The sequence below is a fragment of the Paucibacter sp. M5-1 genome, from assembly GCF_027498415.2.
Taxonomy (GTDB): Bacteria; Pseudomonadota; Gammaproteobacteria; order Burkholderiales; family Burkholderiaceae_C; genus Roseateles_E.
Map to the genome: position 1 here is coordinate 3253764 of NZ_JAPZLM020000001.1, position 16448 is coordinate 3270211.

Here is a 16448-nt window from a genome sequence, read left to right on the forward strand (position 1 = left end):
CCACCCATGCTGCTCCACCTGAAACAAGTCCTGACCGCCGACGAGCTGCGCGAGGCCCGTGCGACTCTGGCGGCGGCCGATTGGGTGGACGGCGCGGCGACGGCCGGTGCCCAGGCCGTGCAGGCCAAGCACAACGAACAGCTGCCGCAGGGCAGCGCCGCCGCCCAGGGCCTGCAGGCCCTGGTGCTGCGCGCGCTGCACCGCAACGCGCTGTTCTTCTCGGCCGCCCTGCCCAAGAAGATCTTCAACCCGCTGTTCAATCGCTATGGCGCCAGCGGCCAGCACTACGGCCGCCATGTCGACGGGGCCGTGATGCATTCGCGGGCCACTGGCGAGCGGGTTCGCTCCGACCTCAGCTGCACCTTGTTCCTGGCCGAGCCCGGCGAGTATGAAGGCGGCGAGCTGGTGGTCGAGCACAGCTTTGGCCAGCAGCGCATCAAACTGCCGGCCGGCGACATGCTGCTCTATCCGGGCAGCAGCGTGCACGAGGTCAGCCCGGTCACGGCCGGCACCCGGCTGGCCAGTTTCTTCTGGGTCGAGAGCATGGTGCGCAGCGAGTCGCAGCGCAGCCTGCTGTACCAGATGGACATGAGCCTGATGCAGTTGCGCGCCGAGCATGGCGAGTCGGATGCCACGCTGCAGCTGACCGGCACGTATCACAACCTGCTGCGCATGTGGGCCGACACATGAACGGCCCGCGTCGCGAGGCCTTGCCCGAGGGCATTGCCGGCCTCGCCGACTTCGAAGCCCATGCGCGAGCGCGTCTCAGCGAGCCGGCCTGGGCTTACTTCAGCGGCGGTGCCGCCGACGAACTGAGCTTGCGCGCCAACCGGACCGCCTGGGACGCTCTGCGCCTGCATCCCCGTGTGCTGCGTGAGCTGGCCGGCGGCCACACGCGCACCCACCTGCTGGACCGCGAACTGCCGCACCCGATACTGCTCGCGCCGATCGCCTATCAGCAGCTGGCTCACGCCGACGGCGAGATCGCCAGCGCCTATGCGGCGGCGGCCCAGGATGCCGGCCTGATCCTGAGCGCGCAGTCGAGCACGCCGCTGGAGACGGTGGCCCAAGCGATGGCCGGCGGTGCCGGCCCTTTGTGGTTCCAGCTCTATATCCAGCCGGATCGCGGCTTCACGCGCGAGCTGGTGCAGCGCGTCGAGGCCGCCGGCTATCAGGCCCTGGTGCTGACGGTGGACGCGCCGGTGCAGGGTGCGCGCGACCGCGAGCGCCGCGCCGGCTTCAAGCTGCCTGCCCCTATCAGCGCGGTCAATCTGGCCGGCGCGATACCGCCCGCCCGAGCAGCGCTGGGCAGCGGACAGAGCGCCTTGTTCGACGGCCTGCTGAGCACGGCCGCGAGCTGGCGCGATGTCGAATGGCTGCACGGCATCACACGTTTGCCGCTCTTGCTCAAGGGCGTTCAGCATGCCGATGACGCACGCCAGGCGATGGATCTGGGCGCGGCCGGTCTGGTGGTCTCCAACCATGGCGGACGCACGCTGGACACGGTCGCGGCCACGGCCGAGCTGCTGCCCTATCTGGCCGAGGCCTTGCGCGCGCGCGCCGGCCCGCGCGCAAGCCTGCTGGTCGATGGCGGCATCCGCCGCGGCACCGACGTGCTGAAGGCGATCGCGCTGGGGGCCGATGCGGTACTGCTGGGCCGGCCTTATGTGCATGCGCTGGCCACCGCCGGCGCGCTCGGCGTGGCCCATGCGCTGCGCCTGCTGCGCGATGAGCTGGAGATCGCGATGGCCTTGTGCGGCTGCAAGCAGCTCAGCGAGGCGGGGCCGCATCTGCTCTGGCAAACACGTCCTTGAGCGCTATCTGATGCGAGGCCGCGACAAACATCGCGCTATTCCTTGCGACTTGGGGCATTCCTGCCCTAGTAAAGCCTTCTCAACGCTCTAGGCGCGCAGTACCATTGCCCTCGCTCGGTGCTAGAGAGAATTGAAGGCTCACGCGGTCTTCACCCTGACCCGGCACATCAACCAAACCCTTGATGGAGAGAATCGAAATGGCAACTGCGAAGAAGGCCGCGCCCGCTAAGGCACCCGCCAAAAAGGCGGCTCCGGCCAAGAAGGCTGCTCCGGCAGCCAAGAAGGCGGCGGCGCCCGCCAAGAAGGCCGCCGCCCCGGCAAAGAAAGCAGCTCCTGTTAAGAAGGCTGCAGCGCCGGCAAAGAAGCGCACTCCCAACGCCGCCTTCATGAAGGCACTGACCCCCAGCGCCGCGCTGGCGGCCATCGTCGGCGCAGCACCGCTGCCGCGCACCGATGTGACCAAGAAGGTCTGGGAGTACATCAAGAAGAACAATCTGCAGGACGCTGTGCAGAAGCGCATCATCGTCGCCGATGCCAAGCTGAAGGAAATCTTCGGCAAGGCCAAGGCCGATATGTTCGAGATGACCAAGCTGATCAACAGCCATCTGAAGTGAGACGCCGGCGCCTCGCGGCGCCGCGTCATGCATCAGGCCCGGTATCCCCGGGCCTTTTTAATGCCCGTTCGTGCCGAGCTCGTGCAGGGTCTTGGCCAGTTGCAACACATCGATGGGCTTGAGCCAGTAGGCCATGAAGCCGGCTTCCAGCGCGCCCGCGATCTGCTCCGGCAAGGCGTCGGCCGACAGCGCCACGCAGGGCAGATGCGCATGCGGCGTCTCTGCCCGCAGCCGCGCCAGCAGCTCCAGCCCATTCATATCGGGCAGGTTCATGTCGATCAGCAGCAGATCCGGCTTGTCTTCGCGCAGCGCCTGCAAGGCCTGAGCCCCGTCCTCGACGCAGTCCAGGCTCCAGCCCGGCAGGCGCCGGAACACCTCTTCCATCAACACGATGTTGATGCGGTCGTCTTCGACGTAGAGCACACGGCGCATGGGCGCGGAATCTGGCATGGGGACACTGGCGGATCGGGGACGGCGCAGGGTAGCAGCGAATCGGCCTCTCAGGCCGGCGTCTGGAGGCGGCGCTCCAGAAAATCGAGCCGGTCCTGGCCCCAGAAGATCTCGCCATCGAGCACATAGCTGGGCGCACCGAACACACCGGCAGCTATGGCCTGCTGGGTATGGGCGGCATAGTGCGCCTGCACGGCCGCGTCGTCGGCGTCCGCCAGGCGCTCGGCGGCCAGGCCTTGCTCGGCCAGCAGTTCTGTCAGCACCGCCGTATCGGCGATATCGCGCTGCTGGGCCCAGACGGCGCTCATCACCGCGCCGGCCAGGCGCAGTGCCGCCGCGCTGCCGTCGTGCCGGTCCACCGCGATGATCAGGCGGGCGGCCGCATCGCCGGAGACCGGAAAGAAGCGCGGCTGCAGATGCAGCGGCAGGCCCAGCCAGCTGCTGAAGCGCTGCAGCTCGACCAGACGATAGGCCTGCCGCTGCGGTGCCCGCTTGGCCAGCGGCAGGCCGCCCGAGACCGGAAACACCCCGCCCAGATCGACCGGCAGCACGCGCACCTCGGCACCGGTGCGTGCCAGCAGCGCACAGAAGCGGGCATGGCCCAGATAGGTCCACGGGGATTGCGGGGCGAAGTAGTAGTCGATCGTGCGGGGCATGGCATCTCCTGGGCTGCGCGCAGTCTAGTGCAGGGGATGGGGCTGTGCGAAGCGTGACTTATGCCGCAGGCGCGCTCCCCCGGCTGAGGGGGGCTTGTCGGCAAGGGCACCACAGCCCTCCACTTAAAATTTCTACATCGTCAAACGCTTGGCGACCAGCGGACGCGCTGGCAGACCAAGCCAACAAGATGCCCGCCCCCACGGGCTGATAAGGGAATAGGTCCATGTCCATACTCGTCACCATGGCGCTTGCTGCGTCGGGCGCAACTTTGCCCCAATGCTCCTGGGATAGGCCGGGGGTGAACCCCTTCATGGGCGATGTGGTGGCGGCCGTGGATCGCTACCAGGACATCCCGGCGGCCACCCGCGCCAAGCTGAAGGCGCGCATGCAAAAGCGCAACTACGACGAGATGGTCACGATCACGCGCGAGTCGATCAACGGCCAGGCCGAGTACAGCCCGCAGATCAATGCCATGCATTTCGGCCAGGGCAGCGTCTGCGGCACGGTGACCCGCGCCCGCTGGACCGACCAGATGCAGGAACGCGGCCTGGTCTATTGCGAGGACGGCGAGTGCATCCTGGTGCCCACGGTCTGCCGCAATGTCAGCCGCATCAAGCGCACCAAGCAGGCGGCCGCACCGGCCGCCGCCACCAATGTGGCGTCCTCGACCCGCGAAGGCGAAGACCCGCAGGCCCTGCTGGAGATGGACCCGACCGGCGCCGGTGTGCCGGGCGGCGGCGCGCCTGCGACCGTGGCGGGCAGCGAACCGAGCTTCTCTCAAGTCGCCGCCTTGCCCAGCGGCCAGCCGGTGGCCACCGGCCCGAGTCTGCCCGGGAGCTTCACCGGTGGCGGCCTGACACCGCCGCCAGGCGGCGGTCTGGGCGGCATCCCGCCGCTGCCGCCCGGCGTCACCACGCCGGTGCCCGAGCCCGAGACCTGGGCCCTGATGCTGGCCGGCCTGGCGACGGTCGGCTGGGTGGCCCGCCGCCGCCGCGCCTGAGCCTTCCGGCTCAGCGCTTCTTGGGAAGCAGCGCCTTCAGATAGCGGCCGGTATGGCTGCCCTGATGGGCGGCCAGGTCTTCGGGCGTGCCGGCCAGCAAGAGCTGACCCCCACCCGAGCCGCCCTCGGGTCCCATATCGATCAGCCAGTCGGCGGTCTTGATCACATCGAGGTTGTGCTCGATCACGACGATGGTGTTGCCGGCGTCGCGCAGCTGGTGCAGCACCTTCAGCAGCAGTGCGATATCGGCGAAATGCAGGCCGGTGGTCGGCTCGTCGAGGATGTAGAGCGTGCGCCCGGTGTCGCGCTTTGAGAGCTCCAGCGCCAGCTTGACCCGCTGCGCCTCGCCGCCCGACAAGGTGGTCGCGCTCTGACCCAGCTTGACATAGCCCAGGCCCACATCCAGCAGGGTCTGCAGCTTGCGCGCCAGCGTCGGCACCGCGCTGAAGAACTGGTGCGCGTCCTCGATGGTCATGCCCAGCACCTGGGTGATGTTCTTGCCCTTGTAGAGCACCTCCAGGGTCTCGCGGTTGTAGCGCTTGCCATGGCAGACATCGCAGGGCACGTAGACGTCCGGCAGGAAGTGCATCTCGACCTTCAGCACACCGTCGCCCTGGCAGGCCTCGCAGCGCCCGCCGGCCACGTTGAAGCTGAAACGCCCGGGGCCGTAGCCGCGCTCGCGAGCGGTGTTCATCTCGGCGAACAGCTCGCGGATCGGCGTGAACAGGCCGGTATAGGTGGCCGGATTGCTGCGCGGCGTGCGACCGATCGGGCTCTGGTCCACATTGATAACCTTGTCAAAGGCATCCAGGCCCTCGATCTCGTCGTGCGGGGCCGGGTCTTGATGGCTCTGATAGAGCTTCTTGGCCACGGCCGCATACAGCGTGTCATTGACCAGGGTTGACTTGCCCGAGCCCGAGACGCCGGTCACGCAGGTCAGCAGACCGACCGGGATCTCGACCGTCACGCCCTGCAGATTGTTGCCGCGCGCGTTGACAATCTTCAGCGAACGCGGCTCGGCCTGATCGGCCAGCGTGTGGCGCTTGGCCGGCACCGCGATGCGCTCGGCCCCGCTCAGATAGCGGCCGGTCAGCGAGTCCGGGTTCGCCGCCACCTCGGCGGGCGTGCCCTGAGCCATCACGCGGCCGCCATGCACGCCGGCGCCGGGGCCGAGGTCCAGCACATAGTCGGCCGCGCGGATCGCGTCCTCGTCATGCTCGACCACCAGCACCGAGTTGCCGAGATCGCGCAGATGGCGCAAGGTGGCGATCAGACGGTCGTTATCGCGCTGGTGCAGGCCGATGCTGGGCTCGTCCAGCACATACATCACGCCGGTCAGGCCCGAGCCGATCTGCGAGGCCAGGCGGATGCGCTGAGCCTCGCCGCCCGACAAGGTGTCCGCGCTGCGGTCCAGGCTCAGATAGTTCAGGCCCACATCGTTCAGGAAGCGCAGCCGCGAGCTGATCTCGCGCACCACCTTGTCGCCGATATCGGCCTTGGCGCCCTTGAGCTTCAGGCCCTCGAAGTAATGCAGGCAGTCGCGCAAGGTCGCATGCTCGACCTCGTAGATCGGCTTGCCCTTGAAACCCTCGGGCGCATCGGCCGGCTGCAGCACCACATGCCGGGCCTCGCGCCGCAGGCGGGAGCCTTCGCAATGCGGACAGGGCTTGGCCGCCATATAACGGGCCAGGTCTTCGCGCACCGCGCTGGAATCGGTCTCCTTGAAGCGCCGCTCCAGATTCGGCAGGATGCCCTCGAAGGCATGCGCGCGCTTGACCGAGCGCTTCTTGCCGTTCGCACTCTCGGCCTCGTAGACAAAGCTGATCTCGTCGCTGCCCGAACCGCGCAGCAGCACCTGACGCGCCGTCTCGGGCAGTTCCTCGAAGGGCAGTTCGATATCGAAGCCGTAGTGCTTGGCCACGCTCTCCAGCATCGAGAAGGTGTAGGCATTGCGCCGGTCCCAGCCCTTGACCGCACCGCTGGCCAGGCTCAGCGTAGGGAACGCGACGACCCGGTCCGGGTCGAAGGCGGTGACCTGGCCCAGACCTTCGCAGCTGGGGCAGGCGCCAACCGGCGAGTTGAACGAGAACAGCCGCGGCTCCAGCTCGGGCAGCGAGTAGCTGCAGATCGGGCAGGCGAACTTGCTGGAGAAGATGGTCTCGGCGCCGGTGTCCATATTCAGCACCAGGGCACGGCCCTCGGCCAGGCGCAGCGCCGCCTCGAAGCTCTCGGCCAGGCGCTGGCGCAGGCTGTCGGCACTGTCGGCCTTGAGCTTGACGCGATCAACCACCACATCGATATCGTGCTTCTCGGCCTTTTTCAGCGCCGGCAGATCGGGGGCCTCGACCGTCGCGCCGTCGATGCGAAAGCGCACATAGCCCTGGGCCTGCAGCGCCTCGAACAGATCGAGGAACTCACCCTTGCGGTCGCGCGCCACCGGCGCCAGCAGCAGCAGCTTGCTCTCCTCGGGCATGGACAGCACCGCGTCGACCATCTGGCTGACGCTTTGCGCCTCCAGCGGCAGGTGATGGTCGGGGCAGAAGGGCGTGCCGGCGCGGGCGTAGAGCAGACGCAGATAGTCGTGGATCTCGGTGACCGTGCCGACGGTGGAACGCGGATTGTGGCTGGTGGCCTTCTGCTCGATCGAGATCGCCGGCGACAGGCCTTCGATCACATCGACATCGGGCTTGTCCATCAGCTGCAGGAACTGCCGGGCATAGGCCGACAGGCTTTCGACATAGCGGCGCTGACCCTCGGCATACAAGGTGTCGAAGGCCAGGCTGGACTTGCCCGAGCCGGACAGGCCCGTGATCACCACCAGCTGGTTGCGCGGCAGGTCCACATCGATGTTCTTCAGATTGTGGGTGCGCGCGCCACGCACGCGGATCATCGCGGCTTCGGCGACGGGAGGGCGGCGGGCGCTGGAATGGTCGTCGGACATGGAAGCTGGGGGACGAGGTGGCTGACGGAGAACCCGCCATCATAGGCCGAGGACCCGGATTCGCGCGGCCTGATCGGGCCGGCCTGCTGACAAAGCTTGTCAGTACCGGCCGGCGGGTCTTGTCGATAGCTTGACAAACATTCGCACGGTCGTGCTAAATTCCGACTCATGGAAGCCAAGACCGAGCGCAGCGAGCTGACCCAGAGTGCCATCGTCGATGTCGCGCTGGAGATGGCCGCGCTCGACGGCCTGGAGAGCCTCAGCATCGGCGAGGTGGCCAAGCGGCTGAACCTGTCCAAGAGCGGGGTGTTTTCCCGCATCGGCTCGCGCGAGGGTCTGCAGCGCGCGGTGCTGGAGGAGTTCGACCGGCGCTTCCAGCAAGACATCCTGGTGCCGGCGCTGCGTGAGCCGCGCGGCCTGCCGCGGCTGGACGCCATCATGGCGGCCTGGCTGCAGCGCACCACGCTGGCCGGCCCGCGCGGCAGCTGTCTCTATGTGGCCGGCAGCTTCGAGTTCGACGACCGCGACGGCCCGCTGCGCGAGCTGCTGCTGGCCGGCGTGCGGCGCTGGCGCGGCGCGCTCAAGCGCAGCGTGCTGCAGGCGGTCGAGATGGGCCATCTGCGCGCCGACCTGGACGCCGAGCAGTTGGTGTTCGAGCTCGACGGCCTGTTCACCGCGCTGATGCGCGAGGCCCGCTTCCTGCGCGAGCCGCTGACGGCCCAGCGCGGCTGGGCCAGCTACCAGCGCCTGATCCAGCACTACAAGCCCTGAGTCCGCCCTGCAGACCATGGTCCTGCTTCACCCCACGCGCCGATTTCGCACGATCGTGCGAACAACATCGGCGCATTCACCCGTCAGGAGGCTTTGATGATTGAGCTGCTTTTGCTGATCCCGGTGGCGCTGCTGGCCTGGCGCGCCTGGCTGGGCCTGCGCCGGCTCTGGCGCGCCGTGCCGAACGACAACCGCGACTTCACTTTTCCGGAGTAAGCACGATGAGCGACAAGACCCTGCCCCCCAACCCGGCCGCGCTGTTCTATGCCGCCGGGGGCGGCCAACGCCTGCTGCGCGGCGCGCTGGAGCTGCTGCAGCGGCTCAGCCCGCGACTGGCGGCCGGCCTGGCCTACCAGTTCTTCATCACGCCGATACCCACCAAGCAGGCCGCACGGCGGCGGCCGGTGCCGCCCGAATGGCAGCCGCTGCACTGGTTTTTCGAGGGCCGGCGCCTGGTCGCCTGGCAGCGCCGCGACGCTGCGGCACCGGACATCATGCGCCCGCGTGTGCTGCTGGTCCATGGCTGGGCCGGCGATGCCCAGCAGATGCGGCCGCTGGGCGAGGCGCTGTGGCGCGCCGGCCTGGACCCGCTGCTGCTGGACCTGCCGGCCCATGGCCGCAGCAGCGGCCGGCAAAGCCATCTGCCGGAGTTTGTGCGCGCGCTGCGCTCGGCCGGCCAGCACTTCGGCCCGTTGCGCGGCGTGGTCGCCCATTCGCTGGGTGCCCTGGCCGCCAGCCAGGCGCTGGCCGGCGGGCTGGCCGCCGAGCGCCTGGTGCTGCTCGCGGCCTCGGCACCGCCACGCCAGGTGCTGGGCTGGTTCGGCGGCAGCTTCGGCCTGGGCCGCGCCGTGCAGGCGCTGATGCGGCAAAGGCTGGAGGCGTTGTCGGGCGGGCAGGGGCTGGAGATCTTCGAGCCGGCCTGGCTGGGCGCGCGGCTGAAGCAGCCGACCTTGCTGCTGCACGACAGCGAGGACCGCGCCGCACCGCTGGCCGCCGCCCAGGCGCTGGCAGCGGCGCTGCCCGAGGCCCGGCTGCAAGTCAGCAGCGGCCTGGGGCACCGCCGCCTGCTGGCCGACGCGGCGACGCTGGCAGCGGTGTGCAGCCACCTCGGCTAAGCGTGCAAACTGCGCAACTCCGCCCGGGCCTAGGGCCGGCCCCAGGTCTGGCGGGCCGGCCGCGTCCCTACACTGGCGCCACAAGCAGCAAGAGAGAGCCCCCGCGCCCCCATGATGAGCCCGCACCAGATTCAGGCCCGGCCTTGTGGCACCCGCCGTGCCGGGTCGCATCCCCAGGCGCGCAGCCACGCGGCTGCCTGAGTCCTGCCCATTCTCAAGCTGCCCGCGAATGCGCCGATAGGCCTGGTAATGAGCATGGTTTGCCCCGCGTCCTGGATGCCGCGCGGCCGCGTCCTGGCCCTGTGCCTGGCGCTGGCCGCGCCGCTGCTTGGCTGCCAGCCGGGCGGGCAGGAGGGCCGCAATGCGCCGACCGGCCAGCGTGACGAGGCGCTATGGCAGGAGATCGAGCAGAGCGAACGCCTGAGCCGGGGCCGGCCCCAGCAGCAGGAGCAGGTCCTGCAGACCCTGCAGGCCCGCACCGCGCCGGGCAGCGCCGAGCGCCTGGAAGTGCTCAGCCTGCGAGGGCTGACGGCCGGCCAGATGCGCGACCGCGCGCGCGTCGATGAACTGCTGAGCCAGCTGAGCCATTGGCCGGTCGAGGCCAACCGACCCTCGGCCGAGCTGGCGGCGGCCGTGATGCTGGCCCAGTTTCATCAGAACAAGGGCGATCTGCGCGAGGCGCTGAAGGCCCTGGCCCCGCTGGAGCAGCAAGGCCAGGCGCCGCGCGCACCGCGCGTGCTGCTGCGCGCCCATGCAACCTTGGCCACGGTGCAGAGCGACCGCGGCCAGATGGAAGAGGCGCTGGCCGCCGCGCTGGCCGCGGTGCGTCAGGCCGAGGGCCTGGGCGCCCACTGGCGCCGTGCGTCCGGCCTGAACGAGCTGGCCCGCACCTACCACCGCGCCCAGCAGGTCGAGCGCGCCAAGCAGATCCATGCCGAGGCCTTGCGTGCGGCCCAGCTCGACCCCGACCCGGTGCTGATGAGCAACGTGATGACGGTCAAGGGCATCCTGCACGCCGAGGATCGCGATGGCAGCGTGACCCGCCAGGCCTGGACCGAGGCGCTGAACTACGCCCGCGAGGCCAAGGCCGAAGGCTTGCAGGCAATGGGCCTGGCCAATTACGCCGACCACTATCTGCGCCTGGGCGACTACACGCGCGCGCTGGAGCTGGCCGAGCAGGCGCTGCCGCTGGCGCGGCGGGCGCAGAACCTGAATGCCGAGATCGTCGCGCTGCACAACCTGGGCATCGCCAAGATCGGCCTGAAGCGGGTCGCCGAGGGGCAGATCCATGTGCGCCAGGCCATCACGCTGGACGAGCAGCAGGGCGCGCTGGCCTATGCCGCCGATGGCTGGAAGGAACTGGGCCAGTATCTGGAGCAGGCGGGCGATTGGGCCGGCGCGATCGAGGCCCACCATCAGTACCGCCGCATCATCGACCAGGTGCTGCGCGACGACACCCGCAAGACCGTGCTCGAGGAGCAGGAGCGCTTCGATGCCGAACGGCGCGCCCGCGACATCGAGCTGCTCAACCGCGCCAACAGCCTGAAGGCCGAGCAGATCCGCGCCCGTGATCTGGAGCTCAAGTTGTGGGCCGCGCTGGCCGGCTGCGTGGTGCTGTCGGCCACCCTGCTGGGCCTGGCCTATCAGCGCATTCGCCGCACCAATCTGGCACTGGCCAGCAGCAACGAGCACCTGAAGATCCAGAGCGAGCGCGACCCGCTGACCGGCCTGGCCAATCGGCGCCATTTCCAGTCCGCCGTCCAGCGCCTGGCCGACAGCGGCAAGCTGGCCGGCACCGTCTATCTGATCGACATCGACCACTTCAAACGCATCAACGACCAATGGGGCCATGCCGCCGGCGACAGCGTGCTGATCGAGGTCGCGCAGCGCCTGCGCGCCGCGCTGCGCGAGGACGATCTGGTGGTGCGCTGGGGCGGCGAGGAGTTCCTGATCGTCGTGCCACCGCGCGACGCGGTCGACGCCCAGGTGCTGGCCCAGCGCCTGCTGGACCTGATCGGCGCGCCGCCGGTGGCCCATGGCGAGCGGCAGATCGGCATCAGCGCCTCGATCGGCTTTGCCAGCTTGCCCGTAGCGCCGCATGGCCTGGCGCTGAGCTGGGAGCGCGCCATCGATCTGGTCGACACCGTGATGTATCTGGCCAAGGCCCATGGCCGCAACAAGGCCTATGGCGTGCTGCACATCGACGCGCAGGACGAGGCCGAGCTGGGCCGGCTGTCCACCCGCATGGAAGCCGCCTGGCAGGAAGGCCGGGTCGGCCTGGTCGCGCTGCAGGGCCCGTCGGGCCAGGGCGCCTCATGAGGCGGCTCGCGCTTTCCCTCTTGCTGAGCCTGGCCGTGGCCCCGGCGCTGGCCGAGATCGACCGCACGCTGGACGCTCAGCTGGCCCGTCTGGTGCTGATGGCCTATGACCGGCCCGAGGCCGCGCTGCGCTCGCTGCGCGAACTGGCCCCGCATCATGCGCTGGCCCAGGACCAGCTGGCGATGGCCGAGGGCCAGATCCTGGTGCAGGGCGGCGACACCAGCGCCGCCCGCAAGCTCGTCGAGCGCCTGGCCGCGGTGGAGAAGACGCGCGATCGTGCCACCGTGCTGAGCGCCCAGCTGGCCGCGCGCGACGGCCTCAACAGCCTGGCCACCGAGACCGCGCAGCAGGCCCTGCGCGGGCTGGAGCGGCGCTGCGAGCGCGGCGCCGAGGCCGCCAGCATCGCGCGCGGCTGCGACTTTCGCAGCGCCTGGGCGGCGCTGCGCATCATCGAACGCGACCAGGCGGCCCAGGGCGCGCTGGCCCAGGCCGCGAGCACCTTGCGCTATGCGCTGGCGCTGGCGGAGGCCGGCGGTGACAGCTATCTGAGCGCCATCAGCATGGGCGCGCTGGCGCTGCTGAGCCAGGAACTGGATCAGGGTGACGAGGCCCGCCGCTGGCTGGCTGCGGCGCTGGAGCGCGCCGGCGACGATGCGCTGGCGATGGCGCGCACCAAGGTCACCGAGGCCCGCATCGCGGTGCGGCGCGGTGACAAGCCCGGCCAGCTGCGCGCCTACGAGGAGGCGTTGGCCTTCGCAAAGCAGGCCGAGTCGCCGCGGCTGGTGGCCCAGGTCCAGACCAATCTGACCGATCTGCATATGCACAACGGCCGTCCGGCGGTGGCGCTGGCGCTGGCGCGCCAGGCCCTGCCGGTGCTGCTGCGCCACAAGGACCTGCGCATCGAGCGCACCTTGCGCCACAACATGGCGGTGTCGATGATTCTGCTGCGCCAGTTCGACGCGGCACGGCGCGAGCTGGCGCGCGCCCAGGCCCTGACCGACGGCCAGACCGAGCCGGCGCGCCGCGCCACCCAGCTGCGCGAAATCGGCGAGGCCTGGGCCGCAGCCGGCCAGCCGCGCGAGGCCATCACGGCCTTCCATACCGAGCGTGCGCTCAGCGCGATGATCCAGGCCCGCAACCGCGAGGCTCAGCTGCAGGAGCTGCGGCTCAAGTACGACAGCGACCGCGCCCAGCGCGATCTTGACCTGCTGACGCGCGACAAGACCCTGAAAGACCAGCAGCTCGCCAACCGCGATCTGGCCCAGCGCGTCGGCATCGCGGTCGGCACGCTGCTGGCCCTGTCGCTGCTGCTGGCCGGCGTGATGCTCAAGCGCGTGCAGGCCGCCAACAAGCGGCTCAAGGCCAATCAGCTGCTGCTGCGCGCGCAAAGCGAGCGCGACCCGCTGACCGATCTGGCCAACCGGCGCCACTTCCTGGCCGTGATGGCGCAGCGCGCCCAGCGCCAGTTCGAGGGCGCGCTGCTGATGGTCGATATCGATCACTTCAAGCATGTCAATGACCGCCATGGCCATGCGGCCGGCGACATCGTGATCTGCGAGGTCGCACGGCGCATCTCGCAGGCGGTGCGCCACGAGGACCTGGTGGTGCGCTGGGGCGGCGAGGAGTTTCTGGTCTACGCGCCCGAGGTCGCGCAGGACCAGCTGCAGCTGCTGGCCGAGCGCATCCTGTTCAGCGTCGGCACCGAGCCGGTCGCCACCGAAGCCGGGCCGCTGCGCGTCACCGTCTCGATCGGCCATGCGCGCTTTCCGCTGCCACCCGGCCGGCTGGCGCTGGACTGGGAGCAGGCGGTCAACTGGGCCGATATGGCGCTCTACACCGCCAAGGCCCAGGGCCGCAACCGCGCGGTGGGCATCGCCGGCGTCGAGGCCGCCGACGTGCTCGCGCTGCAGCAGATCGAGGCCGACTTCGATGCCGCCTGTTCGGCGCAAAAGGTCAGCCTGCGCCACACCACCGGCCCGGCCGGGCGCTGATCGCTCGCGGCCCGGCGGGCTTGCCGCATACTTGCCCCGACCCCGAACAACAACGGAGACACCCCATGACGCAAGACCTGACCCGTCGCACGCTGCTCGTCGCGGCCGTCGCCCTGCTGCCTGCCCTGTCCCAGGCCCAGGCCCCAAGCCCAAGCGCCTGGCCCAGCAAGCCGCTGCGCATCGTCGTGCCCTTCGCGGCCGGCGGCACCACCGACATCCTGGCCCGCGCGCTGGCGCCCGAGCTGCAGAAGGCGCTGGGGCAGCCGGTCTTGATCGAGAACAAGCCCGGCGCCGGCGGCAACACCGGCGCGGCCGAAGTCGCTCGCGCTACCGACGGCCACACCATCCTGATGGGCACGGTGGGCACCCACGGCATCAACCAGTCGCTCTATCCCAAGCTGCCCTACGACCCGGTGAAGGACTTCGCGCCCATCACCCTGGTCGCGGCCGTTCCCAATGTGCTGGTCATCAACCCGGCCAAGGCCCAGGCGCTGGGCATCAATTCGGTGCAGGACCTGATCAAGGTGGCCAAGGCCAACCCCGGCAAGCTCAACATGGCTTCCAGCGGCAATGGCACCTCCATCCATCTGGCCGGCGAGCTTTTCAAGAGCATGACCGGCAGCTTCATGCTGCACTTCCCCTACCGCGGCTCCGGTCCGGCACTGATGGATCTGATGGGCGGCAACACCGACCTGATGTTCGACAACCTGCCCTCGTCGCTGCCCCATATCAAGGCCGGCAAGCTCAAGGCGATTGCCGTCACCTCTGCCCGCCGTAGCGAGGCCCTGCCCGAGCTGCCCACCATCGAGGAGGCCGGCGGACCGGCGCTGAAGGGCTATGAGGCCAGCTCCTGGTTCGGCCTGCTGGCGCCCATCAGCATGCCCGCCGCCCAGGTGCAGCTGCTGCAGCGCGAAACCGCCAAGGCCCTGGCGACCCCGGCCATCAAGGAACGCCTGGCCAGCCAGGGCGCGATCGCCAGCGGCATGCCCAGCAGCGAGTTCGCCGCGCTGATCCAGAGCGAGACCAAGAAGTGGGCCCAGGTGGTCAAGGTCTCGGGCGCCAAGGTCGACTGATGCATCTGTGGCAGCGCTGGCAGGACTACCGCCGGCAACTCCTGCGCGACGATCTGCTGGCGGCCCTGGTCGTCAGCGTGTTGCTGATCCCGCAAAGCATCGCCTACGCGATGCTGGCCGGCCTGCCACCCCAGGTCGGGCTGTATGCCAGCCTGCTGCCGCTGCTGCTCTATGCGGCCTTCGGCTCCAGCGCCCATCTGGGCCTCGGCCCGGTGGCGGTGCTGGCGCTGATGATTGCCCAGACCCTGGGCCAGGCGCCGGCCGGCGTCAGCCCCAGCGAGGCGGCCCTGGTGCTGGCCGCCGAAGTCGGGCTGATCCTGGCGCTGGCCGCCGCGCTGCGCCTGGATGCGCTGGCCGCGCTGCTGAGCGTGCCGGTGTTGCACGGCTTCGAGACCGGCGCCACCTTGTCGATTGCGGCCAGCCAGCTGCCGGTGCTGCTGGGCAGCCCGGCCAAGGGTTTCGAACTGCCGGCCCTGCTGCAGAGCGCCTGGCGCAGCGGCTTCGCCTGGCACGGCCTCAGCGCGCTCTACGGCCTGCTCGCGCTGGCCCTGCTGCTGGCGGCGCGGCGCTGGCTCAAGGGTCTGCCGGGCCGGCTCGCGCCCTTGCTGATACTGCTGGCCGCGATGGCCCTGGCCCATGGCTCGGATGCGCTGTCGCGCGGCGTGCCCCTGGTCGGCCAGCTGCCGCCGCTGCGCCTGCACTTCAGCCTGCCGCGCCTGGACGGCGCGCTCTGGCTGGCCATGCTGCCGGGCGCCTTGCTGGTGGCCCTGGTCGGCTATGTGTCCAGCCTGGTGGTGGCCGAGTCGCTGGGCCGGCGCGCCGGCCAGCGCATCGACGCACGCGCCGAGCTGCGCGGCCTGGCCGGCGCCAACATCGCCGCCGCGCTGAGCGGTGGCATGCCGGTGGCCGCCAGCTTCTCGCGCAGCGTGCTGATGTATGACGCCGGCAGCCGCAGCCGCATGACCGGGGTCTTCATCGCCGGCGTGATGGGCCTGGCCATGCTGCTGCTGGCCGAGCCGCTGGCCCAGCTGCCCAAGGCGGTGCTGGCCGCGACCATCATCGTCGCGGTGCTGTCCGGGCTCAAGCTCTCGCCCTACCGCGAGGCCTGGCGCTACGCCTGGCCCGAGGCGCTGCTGATGCTGACGGTCAGCGCGCTGGTGCTGCTGTGGAGCGTCGCGGCGGCGCTGGGCATCGGCGTGCTGGGCTCGATCGCGCTGCTGCTGCAGCGCACCGCGCGCCCCCATGTGGCCCTGATCGGCCGGGTGCCCGGCACCGAGCACTACCGCAATGTCGACCGCCATGCGGTCGAATGCCTGCCTGGCGTGCTGGGCCTGCGCATCGACGAAAGCCTGCTGTTCACCAATGCGCGCAGCCTGACCGAGGTGGTGCAGAGCTATCTGGCCCAGCAGGGCGAGCCGCCCGGCCGCGTCGTGCTGCAGATGTCACCGGTCAACGGCATCGACTTCAGCGGCCTGGAAGCCCTGCGCGAGCTGCACGAGGCCCTGCGCCGCCAGGGCATCCGCCTCGACCTCAGCGAGGTCAAGGGCCCGGTGCTCGACCGGCTGCGCCGCAGCGGCTGGCAGGACTGGTTCGCCGGCCAGGTGTTCCTGAGCCATCATCAGGGGATGTTGGCTGGGGATGCGGTCGGTTCGCCTCGATAGCCGTACCCCCCCCCAGAATCGGGGCTCCGATTAACGGCCCGC

13 protein-coding genes are annotated in these 16448 nt (G+C 69.8%); 10 read left to right on the plus strand and 3 right to left on the minus strand.

The window, feature by feature from the left end; genetic code table 11:
- Positions 1-6: 6 nt before the first annotated feature.
- The 3 genes from O5M90_RS15190 (at position 7) to O5M90_RS15200 (ending at position 2428) form a co-directional block, all read left to right on the plus strand.
- Positions 7-690 carry a Fe2+-dependent dioxygenase gene (locus O5M90_RS15190; RefSeq protein ID WP_269839399.1) on the plus strand — a complete coding sequence of 228 codons (684 nt, stop codon included), beginning with the start codon at positions 7-9 and terminating at the stop codon, positions 688-690.
- Entirely contained in the window at positions 687-1814 is a 1128-nt protein-coding gene (locus O5M90_RS15195; protein WP_269839400.1) for an alpha-hydroxy acid oxidase, read from the plus strand. The genes O5M90_RS15190 and O5M90_RS15195 overlap by 4 nt, the downstream gene beginning before the upstream one ends.
- Before the next feature lie 197 nt (positions 1815-2011).
- A complete protein-coding gene (locus O5M90_RS15200) occupies positions 2012-2428 on the plus strand; it encodes an SWIB/MDM2 domain-containing protein (protein ID WP_137945468.1) in 417 nt (138 codons plus the stop codon).
- 57 nt (positions 2429-2485) lie between these two features.
- Here O5M90_RS15200 and O5M90_RS15205 read toward each other — a convergent pair whose 3' ends face one another.
- Positions 2486-2878: a response regulator gene (locus O5M90_RS15205; protein ID WP_440402143.1), complete on the minus strand. Its 393-nt coding sequence runs from the start codon at positions 2876-2878 to the stop codon at positions 2486-2488.
- A 50-nt stretch (positions 2879-2928) separates the two neighbouring features.
- Positions 2929-3534, minus strand: coding sequence for a 2-hydroxychromene-2-carboxylate isomerase (locus O5M90_RS15210; protein ID WP_269839402.1), 606 nt, complete (start codon positions 3532-3534; stop codon positions 2929-2931).
- 242 nt (positions 3535-3776) lie between these two features.
- Between O5M90_RS15210 and O5M90_RS15215 the strand changes: the two genes are divergently transcribed.
- On the plus strand, positions 3777-4535 hold the full coding sequence (locus O5M90_RS15215) for an MHFG family PEP-CTERM protein (protein ID WP_269840080.1): 759 nt from the start codon (positions 3777-3779) through the stop codon (positions 4533-4535).
- 10 nt (positions 4536-4545) lie between these two features.
- Here the strand turns inward: O5M90_RS15215 and uvrA are convergent, their stop codons facing one another.
- The gene (gene uvrA / locus O5M90_RS15220) at positions 4546-7476 is read right to left on the minus strand and encodes an excinuclease ABC subunit UvrA (RefSeq protein ID WP_269839403.1); all 2931 of its coding nucleotides are present in this window, start codon (positions 7474-7476) and stop codon (positions 4546-4548) included.
- A gap of 168 nt (positions 7477-7644) precedes the next feature.
- On the opposite strand from uvrA, the gene O5M90_RS15225 reads away from it, so the two are divergent.
- The 6 genes from O5M90_RS15225 to O5M90_RS15250 all read left to right on the plus strand — a co-directional run bounded on the left by O5M90_RS15225 (position 7645) and on the right by O5M90_RS15250 (position 16406).
- Positions 7645-8247, plus strand: a complete 603-nt coding sequence (locus tag O5M90_RS15225) for a TetR/AcrR family transcriptional regulator (RefSeq protein ID WP_269839404.1) — start codon at positions 7645-7647, stop codon at positions 8245-8247.
- A gap of 221 nt (positions 8248-8468) precedes the next feature.
- On the plus strand, positions 8469-9362 hold the full coding sequence (locus O5M90_RS15230; RefSeq protein ID WP_269839405.1) for an alpha/beta hydrolase: 894 nt from the start codon (positions 8469-8471) through the stop codon (positions 9360-9362).
- Between the two features lie 249 nt (positions 9363-9611).
- Positions 9612-11681: a diguanylate cyclase gene (locus O5M90_RS15235; RefSeq protein ID WP_440402144.1), complete on the plus strand. Its 2070-nt coding sequence runs from the start codon at positions 9612-9614 to the stop codon at positions 11679-11681.
- Positions 11678-13672: a diguanylate cyclase domain-containing protein gene (locus O5M90_RS15240; protein ID WP_440402145.1), complete on the plus strand. Its 1995-nt coding sequence runs from the start codon at positions 11678-11680 to the stop codon at positions 13670-13672. The genes O5M90_RS15235 and O5M90_RS15240 overlap by 4 nt, the downstream gene beginning before the upstream one ends.
- Before the next feature lie 65 nt (positions 13673-13737).
- Positions 13738-14745: a Bug family tripartite tricarboxylate transporter substrate binding protein gene (locus tag O5M90_RS15245; protein WP_269839408.1), complete on the plus strand. Its 1008-nt coding sequence runs from the start codon at positions 13738-13740 to the stop codon at positions 14743-14745.
- Entirely contained in the window at positions 14745-16406 is a 1662-nt protein-coding gene (locus O5M90_RS15250) for a SulP family inorganic anion transporter (protein WP_269839409.1), read from the plus strand. Before O5M90_RS15245 ends, O5M90_RS15250 begins: the two co-directional genes overlap by 1 nt.
- Positions 16407-16448: the final 42 nt, after the last annotated feature.

What these genes read in the sequence shown, in the direction of transcription:
- O5M90_RS15190 (WP_269839399.1), top strand. Translation starts at nt 7, where the DNA reads ATGCTGCTCCACCTGAAACAAGTCCTGACCGCCGACGAGCTGCGCGAG.
- O5M90_RS15195 (WP_269839400.1), top strand. Translation starts at nt 687, where the DNA reads ATGAACGGCCCGCGTCGCGAGGCCTTGCCCGAGGGCATTGCCGGCCTC.
- O5M90_RS15200 (WP_137945468.1), top strand. Translation starts at nt 2,012, where the DNA reads ATGGCAACTGCGAAGAAGGCCGCGCCCGCTAAGGCACCCGCCAAAAAG.
- O5M90_RS15205 (WP_440402143.1), bottom strand. Translation starts at nt 2,878, where the DNA reads ATGCCAGATTCCGCGCCCATGCGCCGTGTGCTCTACGTCGAAGACGAC.
- O5M90_RS15210 (WP_269839402.1), bottom strand. Translation starts at nt 3,534, where the DNA reads ATGCCCCGCACGATCGACTACTACTTCGCCCCGCAATCCCCGTGGACC.
- O5M90_RS15215 (WP_269840080.1), top strand. Translation starts at nt 3,777, where the DNA reads ATGGCGCTTGCTGCGTCGGGCGCAACTTTGCCCCAATGCTCCTGGGAT.
- uvrA (WP_269839403.1), bottom strand. Translation starts at nt 7,476, where the DNA reads ATGTCCGACGACCATTCCAGCGCCCGCCGCCCTCCCGTCGCCGAAGCC.
- O5M90_RS15225 (WP_269839404.1), top strand. Translation starts at nt 7,645, where the DNA reads ATGGAAGCCAAGACCGAGCGCAGCGAGCTGACCCAGAGTGCCATCGTC.
- O5M90_RS15230 (WP_269839405.1), top strand. Translation starts at nt 8,469, where the DNA reads ATGAGCGACAAGACCCTGCCCCCCAACCCGGCCGCGCTGTTCTATGCC.
- O5M90_RS15235 (WP_440402144.1), top strand. Translation starts at nt 9,612, where the DNA reads ATGAGCATGGTTTGCCCCGCGTCCTGGATGCCGCGCGGCCGCGTCCTG.
- O5M90_RS15240 (WP_440402145.1), top strand. Translation starts at nt 11,678, where the DNA reads ATGAGGCGGCTCGCGCTTTCCCTCTTGCTGAGCCTGGCCGTGGCCCCG.
- O5M90_RS15245 (WP_269839408.1), top strand. Translation starts at nt 13,738, where the DNA reads ATGACGCAAGACCTGACCCGTCGCACGCTGCTCGTCGCGGCCGTCGCC.
- O5M90_RS15250 (WP_269839409.1), top strand. Translation starts at nt 14,745, where the DNA reads ATGCATCTGTGGCAGCGCTGGCAGGACTACCGCCGGCAACTCCTGCGC.